At 42.9% G+C, this 21234-nt stretch carries 17 protein-coding genes; 8 read left to right on the top strand and 9 right to left on the bottom strand.

Annotation, left to right across the window (positions count from 1 at the left end; genetic code table 11):
• Nucleotides 1-109: 109 nt before the first annotated feature.
• Nucleotides 110-1570 carry a sensor histidine kinase gene (locus DV872_RS11580; RefSeq protein WP_114630095.1) on the top strand — a complete coding sequence of 487 codons (1461 nt, stop codon included), beginning with the start codon at nt 110-112 and terminating at the stop codon, nt 1568-1570.
• Here DV872_RS11580 and DV872_RS11575 read toward each other — a convergent pair.
• The 7 genes from DV872_RS11575 to DV872_RS11545 form a co-directional block, all read right to left on the bottom strand.
• Entirely contained in the window at nt 1567-3066 is a 1500-nt protein-coding gene (locus tag DV872_RS11575; RefSeq protein WP_158546932.1) for a response regulator, read from the bottom strand. The genes DV872_RS11580 and DV872_RS11575 overlap by 4 nt on opposite strands.
• 7 nt (nt 3067-3073) lie before the next feature.
• Complete coding sequence (locus tag DV872_RS11570; RefSeq protein ID WP_114630093.1) at nt 3074-4330, bottom strand: uroporphyrinogen decarboxylase family protein; 1257 nt, start codon at nt 4328-4330, stop codon at nt 3074-3076.
• Between the two features lie 11 nt (nt 4331-4341).
• On the bottom strand, nt 4342-5292 hold the full coding sequence (locus tag DV872_RS11565; protein ID WP_114630092.1) for an ABC transporter permease: 951 nt from the start codon (nt 5290-5292) through the stop codon (nt 4342-4344).
• Nucleotides 5289-6809 (bottom strand): sugar ABC transporter ATP-binding protein, encoded by a 1521-nt coding sequence (locus DV872_RS11560; protein ID WP_199563464.1) that lies wholly within the window; start codon nt 6807-6809, stop codon nt 5289-5291. Before DV872_RS11560 ends, DV872_RS11565 begins: the two co-directional genes overlap by 4 nt.
• An 89-nt stretch (nt 6810-6898) precedes the next feature.
• Nucleotides 6899-7888 carry a substrate-binding domain-containing protein gene (locus tag DV872_RS11555; protein WP_114630090.1) on the bottom strand — a complete coding sequence of 330 codons (990 nt, stop codon included), beginning with the start codon at nt 7886-7888 and terminating at the stop codon, nt 6899-6901.
• A 253-nt stretch (nt 7889-8141) separates the two neighbouring features.
• Entirely contained in the window at nt 8142-9146 is a 1005-nt protein-coding gene (locus tag DV872_RS11550) for a hypothetical protein (RefSeq protein ID WP_114630089.1), read from the bottom strand.
• Nucleotides 9143-9478: a PadR family transcriptional regulator gene (locus tag DV872_RS11545; RefSeq protein WP_114630088.1), complete on the bottom strand. Its 336-nt coding sequence runs from the start codon at nt 9476-9478 to the stop codon at nt 9143-9145. Before DV872_RS11545 ends, DV872_RS11550 begins: the two co-directional genes overlap by 4 nt.
• Nucleotides 9479-9861: 383 nt before the next feature.
• Here DV872_RS11545 and DV872_RS11540 point away from each other — a divergent pair, with 383 nt between their 5' ends.
• Nucleotides 9862-11433, top strand: coding sequence for a diguanylate cyclase (locus DV872_RS11540; RefSeq protein WP_114630087.1), 1572 nt, complete (start codon nt 9862-9864; stop codon nt 11431-11433).
• A 12-nt stretch (nt 11434-11445) separates the two neighbouring features.
• On the opposite strand, the gene DV872_RS11535 is transcribed toward DV872_RS11540, so the two are convergent.
• Together DV872_RS11535 and DV872_RS11530 are read right to left on the bottom strand one after the other, a co-directional pair.
• Nucleotides 11446-11886: a 4Fe-4S ferredoxin gene (locus tag DV872_RS11535; RefSeq protein WP_114630086.1), complete on the bottom strand. Its 441-nt coding sequence runs from the start codon at nt 11884-11886 to the stop codon at nt 11446-11448.
• Between the two features lie 26 nt (nt 11887-11912).
• Entirely contained in the window at nt 11913-12362 is a 450-nt protein-coding gene (locus DV872_RS11530; RefSeq protein ID WP_114630085.1) for a rubredoxin-like domain-containing protein, read from the bottom strand.
• 160 nt (nt 12363-12522) lie between these two features.
• Here DV872_RS11530 and DV872_RS11525 point away from each other — a divergent pair, with 160 nt between their 5' ends.
• From DV872_RS11525 to recQ, 6 genes are all read left to right on the top strand, one after another.
• The gene (locus DV872_RS11525) at nt 12523-13674 is read left to right on the top strand and encodes a sensor histidine kinase (RefSeq protein ID WP_114630084.1); all 1152 of its coding nucleotides are present in this window, start codon (nt 12523-12525) and stop codon (nt 13672-13674) included.
• Between the two features lie 80 nt (nt 13675-13754).
• Nucleotides 13755-15329, top strand: coding sequence for a FecR domain-containing protein (locus tag DV872_RS11520; RefSeq protein ID WP_114630083.1), 1575 nt, complete (start codon nt 13755-13757; stop codon nt 15327-15329).
• A 76-nt stretch (nt 15330-15405) separates the two neighbouring features.
• Complete coding sequence (locus DV872_RS11515) at nt 15406-16743, top strand: MFS transporter (protein ID WP_230391541.1); 1338 nt, start codon at nt 15406-15408, stop codon at nt 16741-16743.
• Nucleotides 16740-18059 (top strand): 1-acyl-sn-glycerol-3-phosphate acyltransferase, encoded by a 1320-nt coding sequence (locus tag DV872_RS11510; protein WP_114630082.1) that lies wholly within the window; start codon nt 16740-16742, stop codon nt 18057-18059. The genes DV872_RS11515 and DV872_RS11510 overlap by 4 nt, the downstream gene beginning before the upstream one ends.
• Before the next feature lie 64 nt (nt 18060-18123).
• A complete protein-coding gene (locus DV872_RS11505) occupies nt 18124-18996 on the top strand; it encodes an ATP-dependent DNA helicase RecQ (RefSeq protein WP_114630081.1) in 873 nt (290 codons plus the stop codon).
• Nucleotides 18997-19140: 144 nt separating this feature from the next.
• Entirely contained in the window at nt 19141-20973 is a 1833-nt protein-coding gene (recQ, locus tag DV872_RS11500) for a DNA helicase RecQ (RefSeq protein WP_114630211.1), read from the top strand.
• Nucleotides 20974-21234 lie beyond the last annotated feature (261 nt).

Genomic DNA, 21234 nt, shown 5'->3' with positions numbered 1-21234 from the left:
GCCTATTATGAACAGCCTTTGCTCTGTATACAATATTTCCGGTTAGAATTCCTATAGAGTTTTTACAATGGATATACTTTTCTATCAGTAAAAGGCTAAAATACATATTATGGACAGCGTACCCGAAGCTCTTCCATATGGATTAAGACTCAAGCTTCTCGGCTCATTCTTTATTATAATTATCTCTTTAGCAGGTCTCAATGGATACACCCTGATTAGAATCACATCACAGGACAGAGTCCTTTCAAAACGGGTGGATCATCAGATTGAACTTCACAGTATTCATAGCAGTCTTCAAGGAATGAACAGCCATATAAGCAACTATATCCGAAGCGGAAATGAGGAGTACATCATATCCTTCAGACAGGAATTCGCCGCAGTCACAAAACGTTTGGGGGTATTGGGACTCATTGCCGATGAAAAAGAGATGAAAGACTCTTTCCGGGATCTGACAGCCATGATTGAAACCTACAGAGAGAGAGCATCAGCTCTTATCAACTTGTACAATGATGGAGCAGAGACAATTTATGTCTGGGAATCAGAGCTTGATTTATTAAACCTTTCGGGATACATCAGGGAAGAACTTGAAGAACTCAACTCTCTCTTCCTGGATAATCTCCAATCCTTTTTCCTCACTTTCAAAATGCAAATGAGCAGAAGTTTGAAAATCAATATTAGTTTCGTTATTCTGATGATTCTTTTCTGCTATGTCCTGGCATGGAATTTCAGTATCTCAGTTTCAAGACCGATTCATCAACTTGCTCTGGAACTGATCCGCTTCGGTAAAGAGACAGAACATGTTGATCTCATTATACCTCAGCGAAAAGATGAGATCGCTGTTCTGTTCCGGTCATTCAATGAGATGTCAAAACATATTACCGGACAGATCGAAGGAATTCAGGAGAAGGCTGAACTGGAACAGCGATTGAAGGACAGGGAGATTCAGCATCACCAGACAGAACATCTCCTGAAAGAATCGGAATTGGCTCTTCTTCAATCCCAGATAAACCCTCACTTTCTATTCAATACTCTGAATATAATTGATTCTTTAAGCAGCCTGGAAGAGGCTCCCCGTACCGGAAAAATGATCAGAAGTCTATCTGATTTACTTCGCTATAATCTGGTTATGCAGAAAAGAGCCGTTCCTCTGGAAGAAGAAATTGAGTTGATCAACAGCTATATTCATATACAGAAAACCCGCTTTGGTGAAAAATTAGCTTACAGTGAAGAGATCGATCCTGAAGTACTCAAGACCACTGTCCCTGCATTGATCCTGCAGCCTCTGGTTGAAAATGCCATTAAGCATGGCCTGGAACCCATTTCCCGACCAGGATTAATAAGTTTAAAGGCAGTTAAAAGAGATAATGAGATACTCATAGAAATCATTGATAACGGCTGTGGAATTACAGCTGAAAGAATCGATGAAATCATGGATACTGATTTTGAAACAAAATCTATGGGTATCAGAAATGTTATAAGAAGACTGGAATTGAAATACGGAAAACCATGCCTGAGTCTCAGTGCTTCAGACAACTCCGGGACCATCTGCAGGATTTTGATACCGGCTTAGTATTTCAGCCTGTAATCACGGGGAGATATCTTTATCTGTTTCTTAAATACTCTGCCGAAATAATTAACATCGGTATAGCCGGATCTTACAGCTATTTCTTTAATACTGAGATCTGTTTCCTTCAAAAGACGGCTGGCCAGTTCCATTCTTCTACTGATCAGATACTCCAGAAAATTCATCTTATACCTGTCTTTGAATATACGACTCAGATACTGAGGAGTAAGTCCTACAGAAATAGCGGCTGTCTCCAGACTGATTTCCTGAAAATCATTCAGATCTATATATTTCAGAACTTTCCTGATTTGCAGATCTTCAGAGGACTCACTCTTTTTAAGAATTGATAAAAGATCAATCAGAGAAGCTGCAATCCATTCCAACATGGAAAGCCGATCAGTATGTAAATGAATATTACGCAGTAGGTTGAAAATAAGACGGCTGCTGTTTACGTCTCCTTTATCATTCAGAAATCGCCGGAACATAATTAAAAACTCATTCAATGCCATCTGTGAATCACCTAGACTGTATTCGGGCATACTGAGGATCTTAAAAAACATGTTGACTGAATCTTCAGCACTGTCCCATCGCTCTTCTTCTGCTGCTCTTAAAAAACGAAGTTCAAGATCACGGGGATATTCTAAAAGAACAGAACTTCCAATGATGGAACCGGATTCCAGTGTATCCAGAGCCTGTGAAAAAGAGAGTGGGAAATCGGAAGGTTGACTCTGTACTGATCCCACAGCTGTTCGAACACTGAGGGATGTCAGAATCTTAATTCGATGAGCAATACCTTCCACCAGAACCATGTTTGGCAATGCAGTATCATCTTTTATAATGAAGACCGGAAGGATAGTTCCAATCCATCGTCCGGGTAAAACTCCAGGAAGGTGCTTAAGATATTCATTAATCTCTGTAGCAATCTTTTCATCAACTGAGAAGTCATCAATTCGGAATAATGAAAAATATCCAGACTTAACAGGAGGCTCCTGATGGGAAGCATAAAAATCCGCATCAAGTCCTCCGCAGCTGCCATAGATAAAGGAAGTAACCATGTCTCCGGCAGCTATCTCTTTAAAGGTCTGCAACTGAATGGATTCTCTGTTATAATCTTCAAGGCTGCAAATTCTCTGTACTGCTTTATCAAGAAGCTGACTCAGTTTTTTCTCATTAACAGGTTTTAACAGATAGCCCAGGATTCCTGAATTAAGAGCATCCTGAACATATTCAAACTGATCATAGGCCGATAAAACTATTATCTGAGCTCCGGGATGGCGTTCAAGGATAAGACGGGATGTCTCAAGCCCATTCAAATCGGGAATCTGAATATCCATCATAATAATATCTGGTTGCAGTCTCCGGAATGATTCCAGTCCTTCCGGACCGGTTCCTGCTTCTCCGCAGACAGAGAACCCCGGAAACCTTGTATCTATCAGTTTCCTGAAAGATAAACGGGCCAGGGGTTCATCATCAATAACGAGAATGCTGTATTCTTTATTCATCAGCCCTCTATGAGCGTTCAGCATTAAATTCCTTCACGGTTTCTATAAGAGCCGCCATGTTTTCTACAGGAGTCAAAGCCTGTACATTATGGATGGCATCAAATACAAAACCGCCCTGTCTGCTGAATATTTCAAGACGCTCGCGTACCTCTTTCCTCACCTCAGCAGGAGTCCCGAAGGGCAAGGTCTTTTGAGTATCTACTCCGCCTCCCCAGAAAGTCAAGGAATTTCCATAGTTGTCCTTCAGCTGCTGAGGATCCATACCATCTGCAGAACATTGAACTGGATTGATAATATCAAAGCCACTGTCTATAAAATGAGACATAAAGGGTTCAACCGCACCACAGGAGTGCTTAAATGTTTTCCAGCTTGTATTCTCATGAATCCAATTATTAATTTTTCTATAATAGGGAGCATACATCTCCTCGTAAGAATCGACAGAACAGAATTGAGAATTCTGTGTACCGAAATCTGTACCACAGATAAAAACAGCATCAGGAGCATTACCCACAGCAGCAAAGATTTTTTCCAGATTAGCTAAGGCAATTTCACTCTGTTTTTCAAAGACTTCATGGATATAATCTGCACGGATCATGGTGGAGACATACCATTCAGTAACATCGCGGATACCTTTTGGATACTTGAGAAATGGTCCTGGAACCATAGCAATATCACCAAAAGCTGTTCCACCAAAGGTCGCTATAATCCCCCGACCTGTTTTTTCGGCTTCATCACAAGCAGACTTGAAATAGGCAAGATCCTCTTCCTTAACTGGTCCGAATTCCTCCAGGTTATCTTCAGGGTTCAGATTATCATCATCAATCTCCCCCTGCCGTACGATTGTATCGTAGAAATAACCGCTTTCAGGCATTCTGCCGCTGGGTGGCACAGAAGTATCACCTTCAGGGTAGATATAAACATCCTTACCTTCCATGGAGACCCGATAGTCTCCCGGAACAAGTACATCCTGTCCCCAGGGAGTTTTCCATTCCTTCCAGTTTTCATTAGGGAATCCAAACATAGTATTTCTGGGAAAAACACCAGTGACATCTGCTCCTATAACCTCCTGAAGATCTTCTTCAACCAGGCCGAGCATTTGATAGGGTTCATGTATTTTAACGGGCATTTTCTTCATCCCATAGTACTCTCTGAGTCCTTCAACAACAGAACAGTGCAGACCAGTAACACTTGTAGCTCCAAAGTCCAGCGGCACAGGTCCGTCATTATGATTTAATGAGTTCAGCAGTATTTCTTTACCTGTCATAATAATTTCCTCTAGCCCAGGGCTTTATATTTTTTTGTCAGAGTATCGATAAGAACAGCTGTTAGCAGAGTTCCCCCGATTACAAATGTCTGCCAATAGACATCCACACCCAGCAGGGTAAGTGCATTGGTGATCAAAGCCATCAGAAAAGTTCCCAGAAAAGCACCAAGAACAGATCCTTCTCCACCCTGTAGACTTGCTCCCCCGATAATTACTGCGGTAATGACTCTCAATTCCATCCCGGAACCGGCTGTTACAGACGCAGACCCTAGCCTGGCAGTCATAACAATTCCTGAAATGGCGGCAAACAGACCGGTCAGTACATAAGCAAGAATTTTCATTTTATCCACAGGAATCCCGGACAGACGGGCGGATTTTTCATTTCCACCAATATAATAACTCTGCCTGAAAAATCTGGATTTTCTCAAAAAGACATCTCCCAGAATTATCAGTACAGCTGCAATAATAATAGGAGTCTGTATACCAACTATTTTTGCCTGACCAATAGCTTTAAAAGCCTTGGGAAGACCTGTAATATTCTGTCCTCTAGTAACAATAAGAGTCAGCCCCCTGAAGAGGCTCAGAGATGAAAGAGTAGTTACAAAGGGATTGATTCCTATTTTTGCAATTACAAATCCGTTAAAGAGGCCGATTGCTGCTCCAAGAAGCAGACCGATAATTACAGCCAGAGGAATAGGCAGACCAGCTTTCAACGTCATTGCTGTGATGGCACCGGTAAAAGCAACAATAGATCCGACAGACATATCAAACCCGCCTGACACCATCAGATGAGCCATAGCTACAGCAATAATTGCCTCCAGGGATAAACCAAGCAGCACAGCTAGAATATTGCCGGTACTTAAAAAATAAGGGGATGCAAATATCATCACCACAAAAAGGAGGGTCACAATCAAAAAGATCATGAATTCCCTCTGTTTAATCATAGATTTCAACCAGTTCATATTATACGTTCTCCTTGCACAGTCCCTGCAGCGAGGGTCATTACATTTTCTTCAGTAGCTTCATTACCGGGGATAGTTCCCACCAAAGTTCCAGTCTGCATAACCAGAATCCGATCACTCATCCCAAGGATCTCCGACAGGTCGGAAGAGATCATCAAGATCCCGACACCCTTAGCCGCCAGGTCACGGAGGAGGCTATAGATTTCAGCCTTAGCACCTACATCAACCCCTCTCGTTGGTTCATCAACTATCAGAAGACGGGGTTTGATCCCCATCCAGGCACCAACTAGAACCTTCTGCTGGTTTCCACCTGAAAGTTTGGCCACCTTCTGGTTCAGAGAAGGTGTAGCAATACCAAAATCATCTTTACATTCCTGAGCAAAATTCCTGATCTTTCCATCATTTAGGAAACCGTAGGCAGATGAAAAATCTTCAAGGTGGTTCCCCACAAGATTCTCAGTAACAGTGAAATCAAGGATAAGCCCCTGGGATTTCCTGTCTTCACTCAGATACCCGATTCCATGAACAATCGCATCCTTTGGATTACGAATTTCAAGGGAACGTCCGTCAAGACTGATGTTTCCAGAGTCCGCAGGTTCCGCTCCGAAAATAGCACGGCCCAACTCAGTCCGCCCGGCTCCGACCAATCCAGCCATTCCAACAATCTCTCCGGCTTTAACATTAAAACTCACATTTTCAAACTGACCTTTCCTGGTAAGATTCTCAACTGTAAGCAAGTCATTACCTATCTTCTGATGATCTTCTCTATGACCATACATATTTGAAATAGCTCTTCCCACCATATTGGTCACCAGATATTCCTCATCAATATCTTTTACATCCTCACTGCAGACATATTTTCCATCTCTCAAAATGGAAACCCGATCGGCTATCTCAAAAATTTCACTGAGATGGTGCGAAATATAGATAAAGGAGAGCCCCTGTTTTTTGAGCTTCCTGATATTGGCAAATAACTGATTTACTTCATGCTCCGTAAGAGATGAAGTAGGTTCATCAAGAATAAGAACCTTTGGATTAAACGAAATAGCTTTTATAATCTCGATTACCTGCTGATTAGCTACCGACAGCTCATGAACAGGGGTTGACGGGTGTAATTCTTCAAGATCAAAAAGAGCAAGCAGCTCAGTGGTCTGACTGTAAAGAGTCTCCCAGTCAATCATATTCATCCGCCCCACAGGCTGCCTGTTGGCAAATATATTTTCAGCAATACTGAGACTGGAGATCAGGCTCAATTCCTGAAAGACAATACTGATCCCCTTATGGTTGGCATCATGAGGGGATGCAAAATGAACTTTTTCCCCTTCCATATATATCACTCCGCCATCGGGTTGATAGATTCCGCTTAAAGTCAGCATCAGAGTGGACTTCCCTGCCCCGTTTTCACCCACAAGAGCATGGACTTCACCTTCTCGAATTTGAAGATCCACACCATCAAGAGCACGAACACCAGGGAAAAATTTCTCTATTCCCCGTGCTTCCAATATCCATTCAGACATAATTTCTCCCATAATTCAAAAAAAGCAGTCCTCCCGCAACAGGCAACAGGACTGCACTTTTTTTTACATCAACTGTTAAAATGAATTGTTTATCTCATAAAATATTTGTAATTGGATGCATCAACGATAATGGTTCCAGTATCAACTGCTGCAGGGATACCGAGGACTCCGGCAGCCTTGTTATCAGTTGTAATTGCAACCTTGCTGTTATTCAAGTTAAAAAGGATTTGTGTTGCATAGTAGGGCATCAGAGCTGTCTGCTGTGCAACTGTTGCAGAGATAACACCTTCTGCAATTCCTTCAAGAACTTCATTTCCTCTGTCCATGGCAATAATTTTGACTTCTCCTGCTTTACCTGCTTCACGGATAGCAGTGGCTGCACCTGAACCTCCTGCAGCTTCAACACAGGCAATACCGGCAAGGTCAGGATATTTTTGAAGAAGAGCAGAAGCCGCCTGAGCAGCAATAACAGGGTCACTCTGTGTATCTACAAGCTGTACAAGTTCAATTCCGGGGTAAGAGTCAAAGGCAGCCTTATATCCGGCAACTCTTTCTTCCAGGTTTGACTGACCGGGTTTCAGCATGATTGCAACTTTACCTTTCTCACCAATCATTTCCGCCATCTTGTCGCCACCCTGTTTTCCGGCGCCGAAGTTTCCGGTACCGATAAAAGCGAGTCTGTCAGAATCGGGCAGGTCAGCATCAACTGTAACAACAGGGATACCTTCTGCAATAGCTTTGTTTACAATCGAATTCAATGCAGGTTCAAAACCGACCACAACAATACCATTAGGTTTTTTTGCAATTGCGGATTCAAATGCAGCAACCATGGCATTCATATCGTATTCTGCAGGTCCGATATATTCAGTACGGACACCCAGCTCTTCTCCCACCATTTTCATTCCCATTTTATGGTCATAGAAATAGTCAAGATTTCCCAAAGCAGATACTTCAATATAAAGCTGATCGGCAGTAGAAACGGACTCAGCTGAAGATTCGGCTGCAGATGTAGATTCAGCCTTTTGACATCCTGAAAAGATGACAGCCAGCAGTAATAGAACAGGTAATAATTTTCTCATAAGAACTCCCTTTACGATTAGTTAATTCATCATAAAGGGTGATTGAAAGGATTGAGGAGGATCAAAAAATTACAAAAATGTGGAAGATATTACAGATAAATCCTTGTGTCAGGCAATTCTTTCATTCCATGATTAATTTAATCATGAATATATTAATTTTGTCTCAGTCTCCTGGAATTACAGTACTGACATCCATATTCATCTCACCCTGGCTGTCTGTGATTCTATACTCTCCTCTGAGCCTCTCCATAATTCAGTCCTTCTTCTCTATTGGTTCCTGATAGAGGGCAACCACCTTCTGAATAATCTCTACTACCGTACCGAATATTGCCAGGATCATGAGAATCGGGAAAAGAACCCTGAATACACCCACAATCTTATCCCATCCCTGCGCCTGAAGTTCGTCTATAAGGAAGAGATTGGCAAACCCTATCTTAAACAAAAGAATAGTCACTGCCAGGGAATAGGCCCGCAGCAGTAGATCACTAAGTCTGAGAGGAAGAGACCAGCTCCTCTTCCAAACCATCAATCCATTAAAAATAAGTCCCAGAAACCAGCGAATCATCATAAGTGGAACCAGACTCCAGAAGGCCTCAGCCAGAACAGGAATAAAACGGTGGGTTCCGTCACTGAAAATATGAATGCCGATGATATCCCTGAAAAAAGTGAAAAGGACTATAGCGATAAGCGTCATTACAATCTCAACAATATGGTCAGCAAGTTTTATCTGAACGGGAAACTCCTTCTCCGGAAGGAGATCTACGGTCCAGCTCTCTTCATCCAGAGGATCCGTCCATTTTTCATCGGGAACACAGTGCCCTATAATAAAAAAGACAATAAGAAGAGATCCAAGGGCGGAAGTCAGAGCGCTGAATAACTCCCCGAATACTTTCAGGACAGCCATAAAGGAGACCCCGTTCATTCCGAGATCTATTGCATTGGTCACGACAAGGACCAGAACCAGAACCAGAAGAACAATGCTGCTGACCATCTTGAAAAAGGGATACAGCCCGGGATTGAAAAGAAAGGGTTCAGACTTGTAGCTTGCAGCCTTGCAGCGGGGAGCACCTAAGGACTGAAGGTATTCCTTCATCAACTCCTCATCCACTTCACCGCCCTCATAACGATCTTCAAGTTCATCCAGTAGATTGGAATGAAATTCTTTCTGAATATCCTGTCTCCCTTTCAGGGGGAGGTGGCGGGACAGAACTCTTTCGTAACGGTACAGCCATGCTTCGGCCTTTGCAGTCATAGTCATTTGATCAAACTCCTTATGGTTGAATCGAGACCTCTCCATTCAAGCTTCAGGGTTTCATACAGCTCGAATCCCTTCGAACTGAGCTTATAGTAGCGCCGGGGGCGGGACTCCTCCATCTTCCATTCACTCTCCACAATGCCCTGGTCTTCCCAGCGGCGCAGCAGAGGATAGAGGGTATCCTGAGAGAGGGAAAAACCTTCTGCCTCAAGCTCACGGATAAGGGAATATCCGTAATGCTCCTCTCCCAGACGGCTCATAACGGCTAAAGAGAGTACTCCTCTCTTCATATCCTGTTTAAATCGACCCTGTAATGCGTTGCTAACGGTATTCATACCTACACAATACTGTGTCATGCACAGTATTGTCAAATTCAAAAAGGCCGATTTTCGAAATTAATACCAATTTTATAAATGAAAAATCCGGAAGCCCCTGAAGGCCTCCGGCAAATTAAACACACAAGCTCAAGACTCAGCTGACGGCAGGAGCAGCCTCAGCAGTTTTATTTTTCTGAGCAAAAACAATAAACACGGCAAAAAGAAAAATGAATATAGTTAAAATCTTTATATGGATCTACTTAAAAAGGTGTATAGTATAATTCTACTATAAATAATATAAATTCACTTCTGACCAAAAAAAAGGATTAACAACCGTTTCCTAATGGGTTACAATTTGTACGTCGATGCTGATTCGAAAAAATTCATAAAAGAGAGGGCTTTTGTTTTTTACTGAAATATCTGTTCTCTGGGCAATCCTAATCATCTCCTCTTCTGTACTTGCGTTATATTTGTCTGCATATTCTTTCTTTCGAAGACAGGTATCGGGAGCAATTGAGTTTAGTATTTTCATGTTTACCATTGCTATGTACAGCCTTGGATATGCCTTCGAAATCAATGCTGTCACAATTGAACGGATTCTTAATTTTATACGCTTCCAATTTTTATGGACCACTTTTACGGCTCCCATATTTCTACTGTTTGTACTGCGCTTTATCAGACAGAAACCAATTAAAAGTATTTACTATTTCCTCCTTTTTATCATCCCTGTAATTATTGCGGCCTTAGGTCTGACCATAGATTCTCACACACTTCTTTATCGAAGTTATTATCTGGTAGAGGGCGATCATTTCCCTCTCATCAGATATGAGGGTGGGAGCTGGTATGCGGTTCAGCAAATTTATCTTATAGGGACATCACTGGCAGCAGAGATATTGCTTCTGGTGTACCTGCTGAGAACCAGAGGGACTGTTCAGAAACAGGCTATTCTGATATTTATCGCCAGCGTAATGCCCACAGTCAACGCCATACTACAGCCGGAACGATCGGTTAACTCCTATCTGGATCTGCAGCCTTTTGTGATGCTTTTAATGGGGATTCTTCTCAGTATTGCTCTGTTCAGATTTCAGATGCTGGATCTTGTCCGTGCTGCCCGTTGGATGGCTGTTGACAGTATTCATGATATTCTCCTCATCCTGGATAAGGATAAAAATGTACAGGATATAAACAACGCAGGGAAAAAAAGTGAACTTCTCAGTGACTTGAAAATAGGATTCCCTTTCTGCTGTAAATCAGAGTTTTCACAATTTATAATGTCAAAAACTATCTTTGATGATATTGATATTCATAAAAGAACACATCATTTTGACTGGAATAATAAATCCTATAAGTTCACAGTATCCCACGTCCTCAACAGAAACGAGGAAATACACGGTTACGCCTTTTTAATCAACGAAAACACCGAAGTTGTTAAATTGATGAATGAGTTGGAGCGGCAGGCGATATATGATGAATTGACATCAATGTTCAATAGGCGTCAACTGATAAACCTGGCGAACCGGGAAATTGAGATTGCACAGCGAAATGCCACTGACATAGGAATCATCATTCTTGATCTCGATTATTTCAAACTTGTGAATGACAGATATGGTCATCTTGCAGGTGATAAAGTACTCATAAGTGTTGCGGCCTGTATCAGAGAGAATCTTCGTACAAGCGAAATCTCAGGTAGATATGGCGGGGAGGAGTTCTGTATTATTTGTCCTCAGTCTAACGGAGCAGAGACTTATTCCATTGCCGAGCGTCTCAGGACATCCATTGAAAGACTGGTGATTGATATCGGCGGTGATAAAATAAAAGTAACCGCCAGCTTTGGTGTACACTCAACTCCAGACATTACTGGATTGAATACAGAAGTACTACTTCAGAATGCAGACTCTGCTCTATATGAAGCCAAAGAAACCGGTCGAAACCGATCGGTTCTCTGGTCTGAGATAATGTTGCTGCACTCTTGATTCTTTACTGAATTATTCTTCAATATCAATAATATCCAGATCCTTTTTCAGATCACGAACCGGATTACACTGAGGCAGCATAAATCCGCCCTCTCTTGCACAGTCCTCACCCAGAATACGGAAAGAACGCTGAAGAGCCTTTGCCAGTTTCTGAGCACCCGGATCTGAGCTGCTTTCGGCAAGCCCGGCGGCAAGAGCTTCCAGAGAACTCTTCTTCTCCAGAAAAGAGAGCATGGAACCCACAAGCTGTGTATCTTTAGCTTTTGGTTCAGGGTACTCCTCAAAAACAAGAGAAATAGCATGAGACGGACAGGCATCTACACACATACGGCAGCCGTCAATGCATTGTGTTTTATCAATCTGACCATTTTCTGTATCCGTGGCCCCAGTGGGACAGATAAAGAGACAGAGACAGTCCTTGGTACATAAGCTTATATTTCTTGATGCATACATTTTTTTTTCCTTATATGACTGGGACACTAAATCTTTGAAAACCGGGATGGCGGAGCCTTGCAGACCGGACAGAGTGCTGGTATATCTATGCCCAGATAGATAAATCCGCAGGCCTCACATATATAAATATCCTTACCCTCTGTCAGGGCTTCCCCTTTGGACAGATAACGATCAATCAGACTCTTCTGTATGGTTGTCACTTTCTGTCCCCATACTAAAGCTCTTTGTACACCACGGTCATTAAGAGCTTTTGCCTCTGCCTGAACATCTGGATAATCCTCTGCCAGAGTTTTTGCCAGATCCTCTTTTATTGATGCAAGATCAGCCCCATTTTTACTTTCTCTATACTCATCTGTGAGTCCCGAATAAGCGGTCTGAAGTTCATACTTCTGCTGTTTTTCTGATGCCTTTGCCAGATTGCTGAAAATAATCGACAGAGCATTACTGCTTAGATCATCTGTTTTTGTTTTATGCATATGCACACCTCTTATATAAATTGTAGCACAAAAAAACCAAACGTCAGCTTTTGAATAAAAAGAAGCTCATATTGGAGATTAACTGTTCATTATTTCTTTACAATAGTCATAACTTTCCTTATTATTTAAACAGTACAAGGATATAAAAAGGGAGTCCTCAATGACTGAATTACTGCCTAGTTTTTTCGCACCGGCTTTGAGGGACAGTGACGAGAAGGTTCAGACAGATCTTGAAGTGATTACCCATAATCCAGTCATCGATTCCATACTCACGTCAGTGGGCGGACTGCTGGCCGTACTCAACAACAAGAGACAGATCATCACTGCCAATGCGACACTCCTGAAAACTCTGGGAGTACCTGACATCCAGTGCATTCTTGGCCAACGTCTTGGTGAAGCCCTGGACTGTCCTCATGCGAGAGAGATGCCCGGCGGCTGCGGCACAAGTAAATACTGCTCAAGCTGCGGTGCAGTAATCGCAATGATCTCCAGTCTGGAAACTAAAAATATTTCCGAAGAGAAGTGCCATATAGAGAAAGATGATAACGGAAAAAAACTGGATCTCAGTTTTTCTATCCGTTCCTGCCCCATAGATATAGAAGGGAAGGGCTTTCTGCTCCTCTTTCTCCAGGACATCAGTGCTGAAGAACGCTGGCAGGCGATGGAACGGGCCTTCTTTCATGACCTGAATAATGTGATCGGTTCGGTAATGGGCAGTTCGGAAATGCTGAAACTTAAAAATAATGTTAATGACAGCAGTCATGAGGCTCAGCTCTTAAATCAGGTGATCAAGCGCCTGGTGGAAGAGGTCTCAGTTCATAAAATACTCTGTGAAAACAAGGGCTATGAAACTCTTACCCGACGTGATGAATACACGGTTCGGGAAATATGTGATTCACTTGAAGGCTTATTTGAATCCCATCCCAGCAGCAGAGGTAAGATTTTCCATATAGACAGGCAAGGGACAAACCGGACCCTATTTACAAACAGTACACTCCTGCTGAGGGTTCTGACAAATATGCTGACCAATGCCTTTGAGGCATCAGCTCCCGGAGAGAAAGTATGTCTATCGACGGCGTTGAAAGATGACGGCATCAATTTTTCAGTATGGAACAGCCAGCATATCCCTGAGGAAGTAGCTCTTCGTGTCTTTCAGAGGAATTTCAGTACAAAATCTGAAACCGGCAGAGGACTGGGAACCTACGGTATGAAACTCTTTGGAGAAAAGATTCTGGGTGGCCGGGTCGAGTTCACAACGAAGAAAGACCAGGGGACCACCTTCAGTATTTATCTGCCTATCGAGGATAGATAGACAGACCTCTCTCGGTCTGTTCTTTCACTTCTAATATTACTGAACTTCCATTACTCTAATAATTGAATTACAATACAAAAATGAGTAATACAAAGAAACGTTCAAAAGCTGGACTTGTCGTCCTGATCATTCTCCTTATTATTATTGGAATCCCTGTAGCCATAGTGATGATGCTGCAGCCCGGCACTGCCCGATGGAATAGAATTACCGGCGAAAAGACGGTAGTCTCCAGCGAAGGGATTGAGATAAGCAGCACCAGTATAATATTTCATGAAGACTGGCTTGAGAAAAACATAGCCAAAGGTTTTCAGCTGTTTAATGAAGAGAGTACAGATTTCCAGATTGCAGGAAGTGATCTGACATTAGAAAAGAATGAGTTATCATTTCTTATTGGTGCCGCCCTGATTAACCCCCTCTCCTCCAAAGGGAAAACCATAAAAGCGGCAGTTGAAGCATCAATCTCAGCATCCCTCAGCGATACAAGAGAATTGAAACTGCAGCTTGAGTCAATAAAAATTGGACGCATGCCCATACCGGTCAAATTGCTGACAAAAATCCAGGCCGTCAAATCATCCCTGAATACGGAGAACCTTCTTAAGGGAAAAGAGGCTGAATTTGATCTTGAAACCATGAGTTTCACCGTAAACCTGGATGACATAATGAAAGACATCAGCCCTGGAAGCCACATCCAGAACTTTCAGTTTCTTGATGAAAAAATAAGTGTGTCCGTCAGCCTCAGCTCTGAACTCAATACAGAAATAAAAAAGCTGGCCTCAGAGTTAGAGGACATAATTCCTGACATACACAGTGCTATCATTGAAAAAATGCCATCCCCTAAAACAGGAAGCCTTGAACAGGCATCTATCATTTACCAGGAGCTGGCAGCACAGGATAAGAGAGAATCCAGAGCAACATTGAGTTATGTGGAAGGTGAAGTGAATGCCTCATCAAACGGAAATGATCGTCTCCTTAATTTCGGAGACATTCTCGATGAAGGAACCATCTTATCAACAGCAAAAAAATCCTATGCAGAGATTGTACTTCCCGGTTCATCCATACTGAAGATTATTGAAAATTCAGAAGTAATTATTCATTCTGCCGCTCAGGAAGGAATGATAGAAGAGAATAGAATTGAACTTGCCTCCGGTAAGATCAGAGCTGTGGTTGCCAGTCTTGATAGTGAGGATGATGAGTTCTCCGTACAGGCTGGTCTTACAACCATGGAAGTCCGGGGAACGGACTTCATTGTCAGCTATGATGGAGTCGTAGAACTCACAGTCCTTGAAGGTGCAGTGGCAATTGAAAACAAAGAATCCATGGCATTGGTCAAAGAGAACCAGACAGTATCGGCAAAAGAGAATAAAAAACCAGAACCTGAATCCCTTAGTGACAAGGCACGTGAAAAGCTGCTGAAACAGACTCAGATCTTCACAGACCCTGCAACTGTGGACAGCCTTCTTGGCTACAATTCGGCCCCTCCTCTACTGAAGCTTTTTACCATCTATGCTGATTTCTTTCTCTCTCTGACTCCTGAAGAACAGGAAGAACTGGAGCTGATAGTGAATGAATATATTGAAGAACATCCTGAACTCATGAGAGATCTCGTTCAATTTGCCGAAGAGCAGGGTTGGATGGAAGAGGAGATAGACTCTTAGGATTCTCCTCCTCAAAAAGAGGCTCAGTTAAAAAGAATATTATGAATATTCGGATTTATCATTTACAATGACATCTATGTCAAAGCTGTCAATGAAAACTAAACTGGGCTTCGGGGTTGGTGATCTCGGAGGAAACCTTTTCTTCACCTTTATCGGATTCTATCTACTCTATTTTCTAACCGATGTACTGGGACTCTCTGCAGCTCTTGCAGGGACAACTCTTATGATCGGAAAGATTTGGGATGCCGTTACCGACCCTGTCACAGGCTATGCTTCAGACAGAACCATCAGCCCCTGGGGAAGACGGCGCCCCTATATGGTTGTAGGATCAATCCTTTCCCTTATCAGCATGTACCTGCTTTTTTCCATGGACGGAGAAAGCAGTCAGACAAAACTCTTTGTTCTTGCAACTCTGTACTTCTGTCTTCTCAGTACTGCCTATACTCTGGTAAATATTCCCTATACGGCCCTCCTCCCGGAATTGAGCCGAAGTTATGATGACAGGACCCTTCTTACAGCGTATAGAATGAGCTTTGCCGTATTAGGAACCTTTGTCGGTGCCGGAGCAGTCATGCCTCTGCTGGGACTCTTTCCAGACCCCCAAAAAGGATGGAGTATTATTGCCTCCGCTCTGGGAGCAGTTATGATGGCTACAGCTCTCATAACTGTCTGGACAATCCGTGAACCCGTTCATAAAAAAGAGGATGTTCAGGGTAAGGGTTTTATAAAAACCTATGTGGAAGCACTGGGCATGAAGGTCTTCCTTCAGGCATTGATACCATGGACACTGTTTATTGCCGGAACCAGCATGATACAGGGAGCACTGGTCTACTACTTTAAATACATTTTCAACAATGAAGCTCTCTTTCAGTTGGCGCTCATAGGACTTCTTTCAACAAGCCTTATCTTCATTCCTCTCTGGGTAAAGCTTTCACATCGACTGGGAAAAAAGAACTGTTACAATATCGGAATGCTCATAGTGACAGCGGGAGTTCTCCTCTTCTCATACAGTGGAGGAAACTGGTCTGCATTAACAGCAATTCTTATCATAACAGCTACAGGCATCGGACTCTCCACTCACTATGTGATGCCCCATTCAATCCTTCCGGATGTAGTCGAATACGATTCTGTTCACAGCGGAGGTTTAAGAAGAGAAGGAGTATTTTCCAGTCTATGGACCTTCGGCAGTAAGATAGGACAGGCTATGGCTCTGGCACTAAACGGCTGGCTCCTCAGCATTTTTGACTATGTTCCCGATGCAGTACAGTCATCCAGGTCCATCCTTGGAATCAAACTGATATGCGGGCCCTTCCCGGCCCTCTTCTACATAGCCGGAATTCTGATTTTGATGAACTTCCCCATCAACAGAGAGTATTATGAAAATATGCTTAACCCGGAGCCCGAAGGGGCTTGAGGAAACTGAAACTAAAGAGCGCCCGCCTCAGCAAAGGATATATATCTCCCCGCTTCAGCCCCATTGCATTGGGGATAATGAACCTTAGCAGAGAAGCTTATATGAAAACGGGAGAAAAAATATCTGGAGTAAAACTATTCAATCCTGACCCCTTCTGCAGAGCCCTTAAAGACCAGCAGAAAGGGAAGAACAGGCTGATAATACTCTTCCGTCACTCCGAAAAGGCCGATGCACCGAGTCTGATGTATGCAGTGAATAAAACAGCTGAAATTGAGGGTCACAAGCTTGGCATTAAATTCCAGAAGAGACCCCATGCCCTCTTTCTCTATGGTAAGGATGTCCCCAACTGGGCCGGAGCACTGGCGGCCTGGATATTTCCAAGGCTGGGTCATATTCCGGTTATAAACAGAGGACTCTGCCGGGAATCTATCAATGATATCCGCAAGGCTCTGGAGGAGAACCGATTCCCCATGGCTTTAGCTCCGGAAGGACAGGTGACTTATCACTCTCATAAGACTGCAGAACTGGAGCCGGGAATTATTCATATGGCCGAATGGGCTTCTGAGCATGGATCTGTTCAGCTTCTTCCGGTAGCAATGGCTTATGACTATGGAGAAAGGAAAGAGAGCCTTATACAAAAGGTTCGGCTTCGCTGGATAAAAGAGACCGGCCTGACACTGCCTGAATTCGGTAGAAATCAGAATCCTTATGACCTCCTTATAGAGATGACAGAAAAAACTCTGACCCTCCTAGAAGAAAGTTTTCCACCATCCAGGGCAGAAGCTGATAATCTGGATATGAGGATAGCCACATTAAATGAAACCATTCTTAAAGAAGCAGAAAAGATTGCCAATATCAGGAGATCGGGATCAGTTCTGGATAGGATATTCAAGCTCCGTTACAAAGGAGTGGATGCCTGGTACCCTGAAAATAGCAATCCTGCAGTATATTCTCCATGGGATAAAAGCAGATCCGACTATAACAGTCTGAAGGCCGCACTCTATGTCCGCTGCTCTCAAATTGTTGATGTCCTTGAATATATCCATACTTCATACATTTCTGATACTCCCCTGAACAACAGGCATTGTGAGTATGCACTGAATATTATGGATGTGGTCAATCGCTTTAGAGGTGGTAATATCGGAACACGCTATACCCCTGAGATGCGTCGTGCCCTTCTTCTCCCTGGAGATCCAATTGATTTTAACTCTTTTGATAGGAATCAATCAAAAAAAGAACGTTTTAAATCAGTCAGCAGCCACATTGCAGAGAGACTGCAATATTTGTCTGAAACCATAGAAGATTATTTGATCTGAAAATTTCAAAAACCTTATGTATCCTTGATGCAGGAAGCCGGATATTCAGGTAGTATCAGTAACGATGAATACTCCCCTCAGCATATTACAGAGCCGCTTCGGCTACGACAGCTTCAGACCGAATCAGGCAGAGATCATTGAGGCTGTACTGGATGGTAAAGATGTATTTGCCTCCATGCCCACAGGTGGCGGTAAATCTATCTGTTATCAGGTACCTGCTCTATGCATGGAAGGGCTCACCCTTGTTGTCAGTCCCCTTATCGCCCTTATGAAAGATCAGGTGGATGCTGCTGTGGAGTCAGGAATTCCAGCGGCCTTTATAAACAGTACATTAAAGGCTAAAGAGGCAGCGGCTATCTATGCCAGGCTCTATGCCGGAGAACTCAAGCTTCTGTATATTTCCCCCGAGCGACTGGCTCTGGATGGATACATGGAGAAGCTGAAGGAACTCCCTATCCATTTTTTTGCTGTGGATGAGGCTCATTGTCTTTCCGAATGGGGTCATGACTTCCGCCCTGACTACCTTAGCCTGGCCCGTCTGAGGGATGCCTTTCCGGATATTCCCATTGCCGCATTCACCGCTACGGCTACGAAAAAAGTACAAGATGATATAGTCCGAATTCTCAAACTGAACTCACCGTTCCAGGTCCGTGCCTCCTTTAACAGGAAAGAACTCTTCTACCGGGTGGACCGGAAAGTAAAGGCTCTTCCCCAGATATACAGCTTTATCAAAGACCATGAGGGTCAGGCGGGAATCGTATACAGAACAAGTCGGAAGGATGTGGAAAAGACAGCAGCCCATCTCAGCGGGAAGGGGATCAAAGCCCTCCCCTACCACGCAGGCCTATCTCAGGCCCTTCGGGCAGAGAACCAGGAGAAGTTCAACAACGATGATGCCCAGGTAATTTGTGCCACAATCGCATTCGGCATGGGGTAGAAAGTTATGTAAAACATAAAAGACTGACCCTACAGCTTGATTCGGCACACGGTCAAAACATAGTCAGGTTTAGTTTTTATGATGATATAATACAGTGTTTAGATGTACTTTGGGATGGCCCTTCATCCCTATTTAATTGGAGACATGAGGTCATTGTTAAGTAATATTCAAACGAAGAAAGAAGCAAAAAAGATACTCAAATCTGTATTCGGTTACAGTTCATTCAGGGATAACCAGATAGATGTTATCACCGCCATTATGTCCGGGAAGGATGTTTTTACTTCCATGCCGACAGGTGGAGGAAAGAGTCTCTGTTATCAGATTCCCGGATTGATGTTTGATGGACTAACAGTCGTCATCAGTCCGCTTATCGCTTTAATGAAGGACCAGGTTGATGATGCCATTTCCAAAGGTATTCCAGCAGCTTTCCTCAACAGTACCCTGAAAAAGGATGACATATCCGAGATCTACTCTCGACTCTATAGAAATGAAATCAAGCTGTTGTACCTATCTCCTGAACGATTGGCTGTTGAAGGTTATATCGACAGATTGCATGAGCTCAAAGTAGCTTTCTTTGCCATCGATGAGGCTCATTGCCTTTCTGAATGGGGACATGATTTTCGACCTGACTATCTATTTTTATCCCAGATTCGAGACAACTTCCCTGATGTACCTATGGCTGCTTTTACAGCGACTGCGACCAACAAAGTACAGGATGATATTATCCGCTTGTTGAAGCTTAAAAAACCACTCACGGTTCGGGCATCTTTTGACCGTAAAGAACTTAATTACCAAGTCAGACCAAAGACAGAAGTTCTCTCCCAGATATCTGCATTCATCAAGAATCATCCAGAAGAATCAGGTATTGTATATCGTATTAGCAGGAAGGATGTAGAAAAAACAGCAGCCCATTTGAAAAAGCGTGGCATCAAAGCTCTCCACTATCATGCAGGTTTAAATAAAGAAGAAAGAACCAGGAATCAGGAACTATTCAACAATGATGAAGTGGATGTCATATGCGCAACTACTGCATTTGGAATGGGCATAAATAAGAACAACATCCGATACGTTGTCCATGGTGATCTACCCAAGAGCATGGAAGGCTATTACCAGGAGACGGGACGTGCTGGACGGGATGGCCTGGATTCTAACTGTGTTCTCTTTTTTGGAACTGGAGATATTGCGAAACAAAACTACTTCATTGACCAGATTGAAGACCCCCAAGAACAGGTTAAATGCAAAGAAAATCTTAACAGTCTTGTCCGTTTTTCAACCGTCAATGTATGTCGTAGAAAACAGATTCTGGAATACTTTGGAGAGGTTCATAATGGAGAATGTGGAAACTGTGATGTCTGTAATGATATCACTGAAAAAGTAGAAGCTACTGTGGACGCTCAAAAGGTTCTCTCTGCCATTGCTCGAACCAATCAGGGGTTTGGTATCAATCATATCATCGACATTGTCTGGGGAGCCGATACAGAGAAGATCCGTGCCAGAAACCATAATGAGCTAAAGACTTTTGGTGTAGGTAAAGACAAAAGCAAGAAATGGTGGCGTGGTATCATCAATGAGCTAATCGGGCAACAAGCAATTTTTCAGGATAGTGACCGATACAATGTTCTCTGTATGACAGAATTGGGACAGAACATCCTCTATGGCAGGGTTGATTTCTTCATTAGCGAAACCTCTGCTTCAAAAGAACCAGAAGGGCCTTCCAGAGACGACCTCTTGGACCGTGGAGGATTCAAGGATAGAGCTCTAATAAAGCTGCTGAAAGAGAAACGAACCGAGATTGCTCAAGAGAATCATATTCCTCCCTATATCATTTTTTCAGATAAGACGCTTAAAGATATGTCCCTCTTAAAGCCCAGAAACAATGATGAATTTCTACTTGTTTCAGGGGTTGGAGAGAAGAAAATGGAGGTTTATGGTCCTCTTTTCTTACCGGTTATCAATAAGTATCTTGAAGATAACTAACTTGCTTATTGGTAATACCGGTAGAACCAGTTATTATTTCTGTTTTAAGTAAACTGCTTGTTTGCGAAACCATGATCGTGGAGCCATTTTTCGATACTTGTTTACAATAAAATGGAAAGGACATCTCCCCAGTCTAGAAAATCCGGATGAAAGTTGCCACCCATTCCGGTTCAAAGTTGCCAGTGATTCCGGACGAAAGTTGCCACCCATTCCGGTTTAAAGTTGCCACTTTTTAAGCAATTTCCGGAATCATTTTTTTAA

The organism is Oceanispirochaeta sp. M1, from assembly GCF_003346715.1.
In the GTDB taxonomy this organism is placed as follows: Bacteria; Spirochaetota; Spirochaetia; order DSM-2461; family DSM-2461; genus Oceanispirochaeta.
The sequence above is the reverse complement of the archived record's forward strand: the minus strand, read 5'-3'. Positions and strand labels throughout refer to the sequence as shown.